The organism is Mesorhizobium hawassense (genome assembly GCF_003289945.1).
Classification (GTDB): domain Bacteria; phylum Pseudomonadota; class Alphaproteobacteria; order Rhizobiales; family Rhizobiaceae; genus Mesorhizobium; species Mesorhizobium hawassense.
In genome coordinates, this window is record NZ_QMBP01000010.1 from 97623 (window position 1) to 111960 (window position 14338).

The 14338-nt window shown below is 61.2% G+C and carries 6 protein-coding genes; 3 read left to right on the top strand and 3 right to left on the bottom strand.

Annotated features, from left to right (window positions below; translation table 11 throughout):
- The first annotated feature begins 130 nt into the window (after positions 1–130).
- Positions 131–511, top strand: a complete 381-nt coding sequence (locus DPM33_RS20835) for a hypothetical protein (protein ID WP_112099319.1) — start codon at positions 131–133, stop codon at positions 509–511.
- A gap of 64 nt (positions 512–575) precedes the next feature.
- Here DPM33_RS20835 and DPM33_RS20840 read toward each other — a convergent pair whose 3' ends face one another.
- The 3 genes from DPM33_RS20840 to DPM33_RS20850 form a co-directional block, all read right to left on the bottom strand.
- Entirely contained in the window at positions 576–3032 is a 2457-nt protein-coding gene (locus DPM33_RS20840; RefSeq protein WP_112099320.1) for an ATP-binding protein, read from the bottom strand.
- Positions 3029–3190: a hypothetical protein gene (locus DPM33_RS20845; protein ID WP_245442293.1), complete on the bottom strand. Its 162-nt coding sequence runs from the start codon at positions 3188–3190 to the stop codon at positions 3029–3031. The genes DPM33_RS20840 and DPM33_RS20845 overlap by 4 nt, the downstream gene beginning before the upstream one ends.
- Before the next feature lie 76 nt (positions 3191–3266).
- Positions 3267–9236, bottom strand: coding sequence for a DUF3320 domain-containing protein (locus tag DPM33_RS20850; protein WP_112099322.1), 5970 nt, complete (start codon positions 9234–9236; stop codon positions 3267–3269).
- Positions 9237–9549: 313 nt separating this feature from the next.
- Between DPM33_RS20850 and DPM33_RS20855 the strand changes: the two genes are divergently transcribed.
- Complete coding sequence (locus DPM33_RS20855; protein WP_112099323.1) at positions 9550–10809, top strand: metallophosphoesterase family protein; 1260 nt, start codon at positions 9550–9552, stop codon at positions 10807–10809.
- Entirely contained in the window at positions 10806–14276 is a 3471-nt protein-coding gene (locus tag DPM33_RS20860) for an ATP-binding protein (protein ID WP_112099324.1), read from the top strand. Before DPM33_RS20855 ends, DPM33_RS20860 begins: the two co-directional genes overlap by 4 nt.
- Positions 14277–14338 lie beyond the last annotated feature (62 nt).

Sequence of the window (14338 nt, forward strand, 5' to 3'; positions counted from 1 at the left end):
GGATTGTATGCGTCCTTAGCTCACCGGTGAGGGTACCGGCTCTCGGTTTCTGGTGATAACTGCCCGGGACGGCATCACCAGTCCGTTTTGGTTATTGCCAATCCCGCCGGGCGGACCTCTTTTAATCACCATGGTCGCTGGTCACGTTGAACTGGTTCTTTTCGAGCAATCACTGACCAACGCCGATGGCATCCAACGACCGTTTTCCGACAGGGTGCTCGATGCCGCGGAAAAAACCGCAGGCTCGGTGCTCTTTGACGTTCGGATCGACGGTGATGTCAGCATTCGGAGAATAGCGGCGATAGGGTACGATGATGCGCAAGCAGCAATCGTCGTCCTCGATAAGAGCGGCCAACTGAGATGCGCCGCTGTGAACGGTGACGCATCCGTGCTGGTCGCCACCTTGGCTGACTGGGGTTCCTCGCCGCTGAGCGAGCATGTGCACGCCGAGTATCATGGCACGGCAACCATCCTGCTGGCGAAGCTTCGCAAATCCGGTCACCTCCCATAGGCCGACGCAGCCGCATGGAAACGCGTCAGCCCTGCGAGATGTCGGCTCCGCACAGCCTCTGGTCCTAGGCGCTTTTCTGCAGGAGATTTAGGTTCAGCGCACCGCATCCACAGCGCAGCGCCTCCTTCTTGCCTCTGTCGGGTGAAACGAAATAGATCTCGTTGCACTTGTCGCAGGTAAAGGCATCCGTAAATCCACGAAAGGCAGCCACGACTGGTGCGAAGTCCGATCGGTTGAGGTCCGCCCATTCGTTGAAGTGGACTGCCGTGTTGATCTGCCAGTTGTCGTAACCCGTTTTGATTTTGGCTTCGGCAAAGATCGCTTCGATCGCATTGATGCGGTCCAGGCCATCCTTCTGGTTCCAGGAGCTGGCGGCCGCCTTTGCTTTCTTCAGCAGCTCGCCGAGCGCCCTGGTTGCACTCGGCAGAAGATCACCGAGCATGAATTGAGCATCGCCGCGGAACTCCACACTGGCGCGCAAGCGGTCGCAAGTTTCCTTGGCAAAATGCTCGAGATAGTGACGAAGCAGCGCGGCCGCCGCTCTGACATCGTTTTTCGCCAAGTGTTCATCCAACTCGGCCCAAACGTCACGATCATCCCACTCGGCGGGACCCAGGTCGACGGTCCAGGTTCTAAAATGCGCGAAGTTCCGGTTCTTGATGAGACCCTCGGACTTCATGTGCCGCAACCAGATTTCGTCGTGCGTGGTGAAGATGAACTGTGTATTTGGAAATCTCTCCTTGAGCAGGGAACAAACCTGACGGCGGTGGCCGGCGTCGACCGACATCAACACGTCATCGAGGACCGCGAAGGTGAAATTCGTTCCCAGTAGATGGTTCATGAGCGCCAGGTAGAGGCAAAGCCCCATACCATCCTGATGCCCCTCGCTGTGATAGGCGCCTGGCGGGAAATGTCCGCGGCCATAAAAGTCCACGTCAAAAGCCAGCCTACCTATGGAAGGCATGAGTTTGGCCGTGAACGTATTCTCATCATCTTCGTTGATCTTGCGATAGTAGCTCGCGAAGGTTGTCTCCACGTCCTTGTAGATCTTCTCCAGCGCGGCCGTCGTCACCGTTGCGTAGGTGCTGGAGATCTTGCCAGCGCGTTCAGCCCGGAGCTTGCCCGCAGCGTGTTTCTGCCGTGCGATGCGAAGCTGCTCCAGGCGCTCTTGTGCCAGAACAAGAAAGTCGCGTGCCGCGTCCTGCTTGCTCGGTTCTGGAATTGCGGCGATCGCCTTTCCCAGCGTGGTCAGTTCCGTCCCCAGCTCCGGGACGGCGTACGGCGCCGTCAGGACCGCGACGGTGTCGTCGAGCGGCAAGAGCTTTTGAAGCTGAAGGTATCTCGCGCGAAGGACCGAGCGGAATTCGTTCAGTGCGACGACGTCGATCTTCGGGGAGAAAAGACCCGCGTGATCGATCATCGTGGTCAGTGCGGTGCCTGCACTGAACAGATCGTCGAGGACCGGCTTGAGTTCGGCTTCGAGCGCGGCGCGGCGTTTTCCCAGATCCTCAAGATGATCAAGCTTTTCGGCGAGATGCCCTCGAAATGCATCGGGCTCGAAGGGCGTATCGCATACCGGGCAAGCCGTGCCGTCATACAGTTCAAGCGCCGATTTGAGAAGCCATTCGCGTGACAATCCGTCGACGCTATGAGCGTCCTTGCCGAGTTCGGCGGCGCTGGCGGCGGCGGCGGCGCACTTATCCTTGAACGAACTGGCGGCGAGCATTTCCAGTGCTTGCTTGAGCGCAGCCAAATCTGCTGTGGCTTGTATCTTCGGGACGCGGCCTGTTTCACTGGTGGCAGTCGTGGCAAGGCCGCCTTTGAGCGAGATATCGCCGCCCAGGTCAGCCAACGGCGCGAGGCCAAGCAGCGCGCGTTGCGGGTTGACCGCTTCGATGACCGTTCGCTTGTTGAGTTCGCTCACACTCAGAGCGGCAAGAAGGGCCTTGACTGCATCTGACTCGGCACGCTGCAGCCCTGGAAGCTCCCGCCCGCAGGCATTGGCGATTTTCTGCAGCACGCCCCGAAGCTTCTCGATTTCCTCTAGCCGCAGAAGGGACTGAACCTCCTTTGATCGCTGGCCTGGTTCGGACAGGACGTAGCGGATCAGCTCGCGGCGTGACAGCGCGAACTCCGGATGCAGGTTGACGCTTTCGAAGGCGGCAAGAACATCCTTGTCGGCCGGGATTATCTCAGGGGAGCTTGCGGACTTTACCGTGCGGCGAATTTGCGCCTTCTTGTTGCCAAGCGCAGGGACGGTGACGTTGAGGGTGACCACGGCCGCCTCTGGTTTGCCGCGGCTGTCAACGTGAGGGCCGTGCGACTTTACCGAAAGACCGCCAGTCCCCGCGCCGGCCAGGCGCGAGACGTTGCCGGTCAGGGCAAATTCAATCGCGTCGACGATGCCGCTCTTGCCGGTTCCGTTCGGCCCGCAGGCCGCGAAATTCTGGCCGTTGAGGCTAAGTGTCAGCTCGCGGATGCCGCGGAACTCCTCAATGCGTATCTTGTCGATCCGGATCATGAGGCATCCGGGAAAATAGCGGCGCGGATGGACGGTTCGGCAAACACGCCATCGTCTAGCACGACCTTGCGAAGCCTGGTTGCGACGTCACCCAGACCTTCTTCCTTTTCCAGTTCGGCGAAGAATTGGCCAAGAATGTTGGCGGCAACCGACTTCACCTGCGCGGGCGGTTCGGCCGCGGCATCTTCCTGTGCTGTTGAGTCCACGTTTTGTCCAAGCCCCGGTTGGTTGTTGCTAGGTAAGCTGGCGTCTCGCCCTGGCGATTGCCTCGTCCAGCCGCGCCCGAGAGATCGCTGCGAGGCGTTCCATCCCCAGAAGGTGGGCCAGGTCGCGTGCGGGATCGGGCATATCGAGCAGTCCGGGATTGTCGATCACCACCGAAGCCAGCTCGGCCAGGGGGATATCCGCAATCGAGCGTCTGGCGCCCTCGCTGACTGGCTGACGATAAGGCAGGAAGTCCGTGACGGCTCCCTGTTTCCAGACGAACTCGCCGCTGGATTCCTGTGTGCGATCCATGCCGCGCAAATGCAGGTCGATCCGCTCGCGGATGCGCCCGCCGGTGCGCAGCCAGCCATGGGCGCGTGCAACACGTTGGGCAAGGACATCGGCGCGCAACGGACTTTCCGTTTCAATCACGGCTTCTATCATCGCACGCAAAGTGCTGGTGTAGCCGAACTCGAAGAATTGCTCAGGGTCCGCGCGCAAGCTGGTCAAGTCCGTTATCCGGTAACGTCCTTGCCGGGCGCCGTCCTGGACCGCCAACGTCGAAAGCGCCGCAAAGTTGGCATGCTCCGGGGTTGCGGGAACATTTGCCGAGACCAGGTCGACCTCTGGTTCGGCGGGGAGGAGCGGGGGCTCTTCAGTTGGGGCCAGCGCCTGGTCGATAGGCTCGCTTGTCGGCTCTACCTGCTGACCCATTTCCCAGCGCGCCGTCAGGTCCTCCTTCTGCTCGCTGGAGCGTCGTGCTCGGCTCTCTTCCAGCAGCGTTTCCAGGCTTGTATGGAGCCGCTCGGCGCAAGCCTTGGCGTCGAACCACCAGTCAGTCGACCACACCCGAAGGATGGTCCAGCCAAGCCCTGTAAGCACCTGCTCGCGGACCTTGTCGCGATCCCTTGCCGTAGCCGATCTGTGGTAGGTCGCGCCATCGCATTCGACGCCTGCCAGATAGGCTCCAGCCAGATCGGGGTGGCGTATGCCCAGGTCGATGCGGAAGTCGGAAATCCCGACTTGCGGGACGACTGTCCATCCGCGCCGGCCAAGTTGCTCGGCCACCGCCTCCTCGAACGGGGAATCGAAACCTCCGACCGATCCGACGTCCTGGGCCGGCAGCGCGCTCGGGCCCCGCTCGGCGTAGTCGAGAAAAGTCTTCAAGTGCTGGATCGCGATTGCCTTGCTCCGCGACGGATCGATCTGATCGGCGGTGAAGCCGGAAAAGACGATCAGTTCCTGGCGGGCTCGTGTCACCGCGACATTGAGGCGGCGCTCGCCGCCGTCGCGGTTCAGTGCTCCAAAATCCATCGCGGGCGGCTTTCCGGATGCATCCTTGTAGAACGTTATCGAGAACAGGATCACGTCTCTTTCATCGCCCTGGACGTTCTCCAGGTTCTTGACGATCGTGGGCTCGGTCCGGTCTTCTCCAAAGAACCATTCGAGTTCCGGATGATCCCGGCGCGCGGCATCTAGCAGGTCGAGGATCAGTGATTGCTGTTGCGCGTTGAAGGTGATCACGCCGAGCGTTGGACGCCCATTCTCGGGCAGCGCCAGCCATTGCGTCATCCGGCTGACGGCCTCGCGCACGACGGCCATTGCCTCGACCTTGTTGGTGCGGCTCTTGCCGCGGTCGTAAATGCCATCGGGTACCTTGCGCAGGCTTACCGCGCGATCCTCGACCGCCGGTGAGGGGAACGTGACCAGCCGGTTGTTGTAGTAGTGATGATTTGAGAAGGCGATGAGCGACTCGCTTCGGCTTCGATAATGCCATCTGAGATCGCGCACCGGAATCCCCGAAGCCCTGGCCTCGTCGAGGATGCTCTCAAGGTCCCTCTCATGGTCGGCGATATCTTCATCTTCCTCATTGCGGCCGAAGAAATTGGTCGGCGGCAGCTGCTTTGGATCGCCAACGATGATCGTCTGTCGCGCCCTGGCAATGGCGCCGACGGCGTCCCATGTGGTGATCTGCGAGGCTTCGTCGAAGATCACCACATCGAACAGCGCCTGGTTCGGCGGCAGATACTGGGCAATCGAGAGCGGAGACATCAACATGCAGGGCGCGAGCTTGCCAAAGCTCTGCGGTATCTTGCCGATCACGTCGCGGATCGATTGGCTGGGTCGCTGGAGCTCCATCTGATAGCGCAGCAACCCGAGCTCGGAGTTTCGCGAGACGCTCTGCACCGAAGGCAGTCCATGCGCAAGCGCGCTGACCACGCGCTGCGTGGCATGCGTGCGCACCAGATCGTCGATCTCGCGGAACTCGCTGATCGCGTTCTCATGCTGGAACCTGCGGAAGTTTCGCAACACCGCATCATTGTCGAGGACCTTGGGCAGCCACCATCTGGCATAGCCGATACGAAAAGCCTCACGCGCCTGCTCGGGCGCAATTGCGCCCGTCTCGATCTGCTCCACGAGAGCTTCCAGATGATGCTGGACTGCCTGGCCCTTGACGCCGCACCAGGCGGCCCAATTGCGAAGCAGGTTCCGGGCGTCCGCCAGGGCGATCAGCTTTGCGCGCAGTGCCTCAAGGCCAGGCCCATCGGCTGGATCCGGAATTTCGCGTCCAGCCGATTCGTTGAATGCCAGGCGCGCCGCGTCGAGATCCTTGACGGCGGCCAGCAGGCGGTCGCCCGCTTCGCGCAAGCGATCGTTTTCGAGGGTGCCGCGCAGACTGGGCGCGACGGCCCGCACGATGGTGCGAAACTCGTCCTGGCTTCGTCCGGGAATTCGAAGTGCCAAGCGCAGGCGGCGGGCGAGATCAAGGATGCCGGCAACGGCTGTTACGTCCGTTGTCAGCCCGCCGACAGGCAACGGCTTGCCGGTCAGGGGGCTTTGGTCGATGGCCGACAAGGCCTCCTTCATCCGGCGCAGCAGGGGGATATCCTTACCGGGGTCGGCGTTGCCGTGTTGCGCGTGATCCTGGAGCCGTTTCTGAACCTTGCGCATGCCCAGAACTGACTTTGGCCAGAACGAGGCTTGCGCATCGCGCCATTGGCGCTCGAGCGAGTCTGTGTCTACGGTGTGGACGGCCGCGATATCATAGGCGGCGGAAAGGCCACGCCCTGCCTCGCGATAATCCCCGATCGATCGCTCCAGTCCTGCGAGCGCTCCGGCAAAGGTCGGGAAATCCCGGTCGTAGGCAATCGAGATATCGCGGTTGCGCGAATGAGCCAGCACCTGTGCCAGGCTGATGAGCGACTGCAGCTCTGCATGAGACATCGGCTCGCTGGGCACGAGCCCGAGACCAGACTGGCAATCGCGTAGCGATGCCGTCAATTGGCCGATTGCCGAATGAAGCGACGTCGCTGCGCCGAGCAGCCTCAGTTGCCAGTCGCTGCTCCATTCTCCGACGTCGACCAGGTCCAGGGCCGGCTGGCGTTCGACCGAGGTAAAGACAAGGCCGACCTGTGCGGCCAGCTCCTCCAGCTTCACCAGCGTTTGCGCGTCGTGCCCGTTAGGCGCCGGCCAGGTGAATGCTGGCGCGCCAGCATCATGCGACCTCAAAGCAATACCCAACGCCAGATAGGGCGTCCAACCGTTCGGGTAACGCTTATGCAGTGCCTCGACATAGGCGTTGAGCTCATCGCGGCGCAGGCGAAGCCGCTCGTTGACGGCGATCCATTGCGAGGCGTCAGCCCGCCCTGCCTGTTCCCACGAGGCTTTGAGTTGGGCGAGGAAATGCCTGCGGTCGGCCTTGTTGGAATGCAGCTCGATGCAGTGATTGCCAAGTCCATGCTCGCGTAGCCGGCGATAGACGACATCGAGAGCCGCGGTCTTTTCGGCCACGAACAGCACCGTCTTGCCCACGGCCAGACAGTGGGCGATCATATTGGCGATGGTCTGGCTCTTTCCCGTCCCAGGGGGTCCAACGATGACGAAATCACGCCCCTCGGCGGCCGCCATGCTTGCTGCCGTTTGCGAGGAATCCAGCGGAAGAAGGCCGATTATGTTTGAAGGTTCATAAACACGATCGATCTCTGCCTCATCGCGAAAAACCGGTTGATTGCCCGAGCTTTCGAAGGCCTGCTCCGGCGTGTCGATGAGGTGGCGAACGACCCTGTTTTGACGAAGGGCGTCGGTCCTTTCGACAAGGTCCTTCCACATCAGGAATTTCGCGAAGGAAAAGGTCGACAATGCGGTCTCGTCGATCACCTCCATGCCAGGAACGTCGCGCACAGCCTGTCGCATCGACGACAGCACGCGCGGCACGTCGATGCCACTGTCATCGAGTGGCAGGTCGCCGGCGAACTGCGGCAGGCGAAGTTCGAAATCCCGTTCCAGGAACTGCAGCAGCGTGGCGTTGAACCTTGGTTCGTCCTCGTGGAAGCGGATGGTGAAGCGCGAGCTTGCGCTGCGTCGTTCAAGCCGCACCGGCACCAGCAACAACGGGGCTCGATAACTGCGTTCGTCGTCCGGCGTCTTCTTCCAGCGCAGGAAGCCGACTGCCAGAAACAGCGTGTTTGCACCCCCCTCCGCGAAGTCGTTGCGCACCTGTCGGTAGAGATCGATCAATCGCGCATCAAGCTGACGCGCATCCAGTGTCGAGGCGAGCTCATCCCGCAGCAGTGCTTCGGCAGCGTAACTACGCTGCAAATCGCGACCATGAACATCGCGGTAGAGTTCCGCGTCGCGCTCTCCCAATGGGTTCTGCTCGGGCAAGGAGATGAGGCGGACCGCCGCGCCATTTGCCAGCCTGTCCTCCAGATAAGCCACGTCGGTGCACAGGAACGGGATCGTCTTCTTCGAATCGGGGAAGTTGAGAAGGCGGTTCCTGAGCGTCAGGTCGAGCAGCTTCTTTTGCCAGCGGTCGATGCGGCCCGCCGCCGTGGTGGGTTTTATCTCCACCGCCTCGGCCGGCATCTCGGCGACCGCCGGCATTGCCGGAAGTGGCAAAGCCGCGACCGCCGCGGCCTCTTCCTCGGCGACGTTGCGCCGGACCGGCTCATGCGAGGCAAGCGGCGTGATGCCGCCGCTGCGCGAACGCCGCACGTCTATGGCCGCGACGAAGGCATGCGCTTGCTCCTCCGCAAGGCGAACGCCAAGCGTATTCTGGGCGGCCTCGAGCGTCAGCGCGGGCCGGTGCGTGACGCCTGTGGTTTCGAAAGCGATGAACTCGCGCGAGGCCAGCGCCTTGCGGACCTCCATCTGATCCGTTTCAACCGCGTTGGAAAAGGTGCGCTTAGTGAGCCAGACCCCCACAGCGGCATGTCCATCGAACATCAGGACAGCAGGGTGGAGGCCGGCTCCCTCGAGGGCGGCGGCGAAAAGAAGCGAGCTGTCCAGGCAGGTAGCGAGCCGCTCCTCCGCTGTAGTGGTCGGACGCCTGACCTTTTGGCCGCGGCTCTCGAAACTCGCGGGAGGCTCGGCATAGTGCAGCCCTATGCCGGCGATCGCCGAATAGATGGCAGCCGTCAGCATGAACGCCCGTTGCGGGCTTTGCGACTGGTAGCCATCAAGGCCACTCGGATGCCCGTGCGCTGCAAGTCGTTCCGCAGCTGCCCTGAGGATCGGTGCAACGCCGGGATCATTCGGCATCACGAAAGCCGGGAGCAGCTGCGCCATGTCGGCAACGCCACCCCACTCGTCGCGAGCAAGCAACCTGACGGTCAGACGCCGTTCATCGAGGACCTCGCCCGCCGCCGACAGCCGCAAGGTGATCTCACCCCGTTCGGCCTCGTTGAGGCCTGCCAGATAACCGGCGTCGAGCTCGACCTTGCGATCGCTCACCTGAAGGCGGTCGCCGGGAACGAGGCGGTCGATGGTCCAGGTTTTCGGACGCAAGAACGACGGCGATGACGTCAGCTCGAGTCGACAATTGCCCAGACTGCGCGCGGTGTCGTTGTCGAGCCGGATGGATCGAACAACCGGAATTGCATTCTGATAGGATGCATATGTGAAGCTAGACGCTACGTCCGCGACTATGCGCGGGATAGTCGGGCTGTCCGCTTCGACACTATCATTTGTTACTAACTCTGAACTATCGGCAGATTGCATTGACCCCAGTCCCCCGAGTTCAGATTAACAGTATTTTCGGGATATAAAAGGCTCTCGGCGGGTGACGCGAATACAAAGGGTTCGTTTGTCCACTTGATAATTGGGTCAACCAAGATCGACCGGTTCAGCAGGTCACGCATCGCCGGGCAGGGCGACCGAGGTCGCCGCTGACGCGGTGACTCCAACTTGCCGGGACCGTTGCGAAACGCTACCGGACTTTGCTACCGAAACCGATACGCCTTCGCCGCACGCCGTCTGGGCGGATCTTTGACGGTGTTTGGCCTAAACGGTTTGGGGGCTGGAGAGCATTCCGTTGGCATTTCGATTTGTTCATACGGCCGATATCCACCTCGACTCACCGCTGCGTTCGCTCGCTTTGCGCAATGCCGACCTCGCCGATCTCATCGGAGATGCCAGCCGACAGGCGTTTACCGCAATCGTGGATCTTTGCCTGGCAGAGCGTGTCGATGCCCTTGTCATCGCAGGCGATCTGTACGACGGCGACCAGACGTCGATGAAGACGGCGCGCTTTTTGGCGACTCAGATGACACGTCTCCATCAGGCCGGTGTCAGGGTCTACATGATCCGCGGCAACCACGATGCCATGTCACGCATTTCGAAGCAGCTCGCGTTGCCGGACACGGTGACGACTTTCACAGGCCGCGCCCAATCCGTAACCCAATCCAGCTCTGGGTTAGATGTCGCATTTCACGGTCTAAGTTTCGCCAGCCAGAAGGCGCCGGAAAGCCTGCTGCCCAAATATGCCGGCCCGTTGGATGGGGCAATAAACGTAGGCCTTATGCACACCAGTCTCGCCGGTTCGCCAGGCCATGACGTCTATGCACCTTGCAGTGTCACCGACCTGAATGGCCACGGCTTTGATTACTGGGCACTCGGCCACATTCATGTTCGCAAGGTCTATCCCGGTCCGAGCACGATTGTGATGCCTGGCATCCCTCAGGGCAGGGATATCAATGAGGCCGGCGAGAAGTCAGCCACATTGGTGACCGTTCACGATGACCGCTCCGTTGAGATTGAGGAGAGGCTCACCAGTGTTGCGCAATTTGGGCGCGTAAGCGTCGATCTCACCGGGGCTTTGGATTGGGGCGAGGCAGTTGTCCGTATCCGATCGGCATTGGAACAGGCACGGACCGCCGCCAGATCCCGGCACCTCGTTGCCCGCCTCAGTGTGATCGGAGCGTCCGCCCTGTCCTGGACGATAATCCGCGACCGGGACTTGCTGCTAGCAGAAGCCGAGCAAGCAGCGGAGCAGGTAGGCCATACCTGGGTGGAGAAGCTGGAGCTCGCCATTTCGCCTCCCGGTATGGAAAACCAAGAAGATAACGCCGACCCGATATTGGAGCTTGCGCAGTCCATGCGTGCCAACGCGAAGTCGGACGCATTTCGGTCCGACGCCCGGGAGTTTGTGTTGAAGATGATCGGGGACCTGCCGCCCGACGCCCGCGGCTTTGTGGGAAAGGACGAAGCCGGGCTTGAATACTTCCTCGACGATGTGCTGGCGCGCGGCGTCGACTTGGTCGCCGCCAGGCTGAAGGGAGGTGGATCGCAATGAGATTGCGGCGCCTAGATCTTACCCGCTATGGCAAATTCACTGACAAAGCGATCGACTTCGGGCCTAAGCCGGCGTCAGGTCCGGATTTGCACATAGTCTTTGGATTGAACGAAGCCGGCAAATCGACAGCACTTTCCGCCTATCTTGACCTGCTCTTCGGTATCGAAGAGCGCAGCCGCTACAATTTCCTGCATGACTACAGTTCCATGCGGATTGGCGGGGTGCTGGAATTCGAGGAGCAGTCGCTTGCCTTTTCGCGCATCAAGAGCCGCAACAACGCGGTGCACGATGCTCAGGGCCAACCGCTTAGCGAAATTGCGATTGCGGCCCACCTCGGCGGACTCTCCCGGGATGCTTACAGCACGATGTTTTCGTTGGATGACGAGACACTGGAAGCCGGCGGCAAGGCAATTCTTGAATCGAAGGGCGACCTCGGCAAGCTTCTATTCACAGCGAGCGCTGGCCTAGGCAACGCAAGCGATGTCTTGGGCGCGCTGGAGGCCGAAGCCGACGCCCTGCATCGAAGGCAGGCTCAGGTTACCGAAATCGCTCAGCTGAAGAAGCGGTTCGCGGAACTGAAGGCCAGCAAGGACGCAATCGACACGCTGGCTTCGACTTTTGAGACGCTCGAGGCGGAGCGAGCCGACGCCGACGAAAAATATGATCGCAGCTTAGCAGAGCGCTCGGCCTTGACTGCTCGTCTGGCTGCGGTCGATCGATACATGCGCGCGGCTCCGTTGCTGGCCGAGATTACCTGCAAGACGACCAAGCTGACGCAACTGCCCGACACTCCATCACCACTGCGGACTTGGACCGGCAGCGTGGCCGAGTTGATCGAGCATGATGCCAGGCTGGGAACCCGCCTGCTGACCAACTCCGAAGAGATCGATCGGGCTCAGGCAAAGATCGCGGCGACTGTTATCGACGACGCCGTGCTGGCGATCTCCGAGCAGGTGCGTGGGCTTGCCGACCGCAAGGCGCGCTACGTTTCGGCAGGCTTGGACCTGCCCAACCGCAGGATGGAACTGCAGGGGTTCGATCATGTCGTGAATAGCTGCCTGGCGGCCCTGGGCAAATCGAGCGAACAGGATCCCTCGAAACTGATACTGCCGGCATTTGTCGTCGGCACCCTGCGCGCCATGGTCGAGCAACGCTCCGGTATCACCACAAACTTGCGCATGGCCCGCGATGAGGCCGCATCGGCACTTGACGGTCTTCAAGCAGCACGCGGCCGCGTCAGCGAAGAAAGAGGGGTACCAGAGCCTGCACGGGTGAGGCTCATGGCTACACTGTCGGAGGCGAAAACCAGTAGCCACGCAAGGGATGCGCGAGAGGCCCGAACGCTTGAAGAGGACCGGCAAACGAAGATGGCGATTGCTATGCGGCGCCTTCAACCCTGGTCGGGCGATGCAGAATCCCTCTCTAGCATCGCTGCTCCCACAGCCGTGCACATTGCCGCCTGGAGAAAGCTTGCCGCGGCACTTGAAAAGGACCGCGCAGTCCTGTCGGAGCGACTCGCCGAGTATGAGCAAAACCGGGTCAATGCCTCGTCCAGGTTGGCTGTTGTCGGAGCCTCTATCGATCTGGTGGACGATGAAGCGGCCGAAGCTATAAGGGTTGAGCGCGACAGGGCTTGGCAAAGCCATCGCTCCGATCTCAAACCTGAGACTGCGGATCGCTTTATCGTCGCCTTGGCCAAGGACGACCAAGTCGGGGCGGCTCGTCTGATCCACGCGAGCGAACTCGCCGATCTTCGCGCAATCAAGCAAAGAGAAGGCGAGGCCGAAGCGGCTATTGGGCGGGTCAACAGCCAATTGGCAAAGCTGGCCGAGCGGGCAGAGGGCGCTGCAGGCGAGATCAACGACGCGGCAAGTGAATTGCTTGGAGATAGCCAGGCGCTGTCGCTCGATCTGCTTACAGATCTGGTCGACGAACGCATTTCTGCCCGCCAGGAAGCCCTCGCGGCCTGGGACGAAATCGGAATCGCGCGAACCAGGCTAGAGCGTGCTCATGCTGAAGGCGAACGAATACGGCTCGCGCTGATCTCGGCGTTGCAGAGCGTTGGAATCCAGCCTGAAGCCGGTCAGGGGCTGGATACGATGGTCGTTGCTGCCGAGCGCTTCCTCGACCGGCAGGCCAAAGTCGACGCGGAACGAGCCGAGGCGCTCAGAAGCGTGGCCGTGAAGGAGGAGGAGCTGGCAAGCCGTCGGCTAGCCGTGGAAATGGCCGAGAGGCGCGAGGAGGCATGGCAGGCGGAGGTCAAGGCGGCTCTTAAGGATACCTGGCTGGAAGACGGCATCGCAGGCGCTGGGCTAGGAAGCGTGCTTGACCAGCTCTCAGAACTCTCGAAGGCGCTGCAGGACCGCGACGCCATACAAATACGCGTTCGCAAGATGGAGGCCGACAGGGTCGAGTTTGCCGAAGAAGTTGCAAGGGTTGCTGCCCAGGCCGGCGGCGCTGTCGGCGACGCCGCCCCGGAACAGTTCAGCGTCGGGCTTGCCGAACGCCTGGAGCAATCAGAGCGTGCTCGTGACACCAGGGCCAACCTGCTTGCCGATTTGCAACAGCTGGAGGATGCCCGTGAGGCTCTGCGGGCCGAGATCGCGTCACATGAGGCGATAAAGCGGGAAGTGCTAGGTGCTTTTGGTGTCGGAAGCCTGCCGGAAGTTGTCGAGCAAGACGAATTGTTGCGGGAGCGCGACCGTCTGCGAAGCAGTTTGGGGGAACTTGAGGATCAACTGACGGCCGAGTTGAGCGTGGGCAGTGTCGTTGAGGCACGATCCCTGCTCGAAGGCGCCGATCTCGCTGCGCTTGAAGTCGAAAAGGCGCAAGGCGAGCGACGGCTCGTCGATGTCGATGAAACGTTGCAACAGCAACTTGTCGCCCGCACCAGGGCGTCTGACAAGCTTGATGCGATCGGCGGAGACAGCGCAGTTGCCCGACTAGACGCTCAACGCCGGACAGTCCTCTTGGAGATCGAGGATAAGGCTGTACGCTTTATCGAATTGAAGCTTGGCATCATGTCTGCAGCGACCGCGCTCCGGGTCTATCGTGAACGCCACCGCTCTGGAATGATGAGCGAGGCCTCCGACGCCTTTGCACTGATCACTAGGGGCCTATACACAGGCTTGACGACCCAGCCTGTAAAGGGCGGCGAGGTCCTCATCGCGACACAACGGGATGGCCAGTCGAAGGTCGCAGACGCTTTGTCGAAAGGCGCGCGTTTTCAGCTCTATCTGGCTCTACGGCTCGCCGGATATTACGAGTTTGCCAAGCTCAGGCCATCTGTTCCGTTCATTGCCGACGACATCATGGAGACCTTCGACCATCTCCGGTCGGAGGAGGTTTTCCGCCTGCTCGGTGAGATGGCCAGTGTGGGCCAGGTCATTTACCTGACGCATCATCAACACCTGTGTGAGATAGCGAAGTCGGTTGTCCCTAACGTGGCCATCCACGAGCTCGGGTAATCCAAATGTGGTCGATGCTGGCGCGTGCTCGAACGGTCGGTCGCCGCACGCCGGCCCGCCAT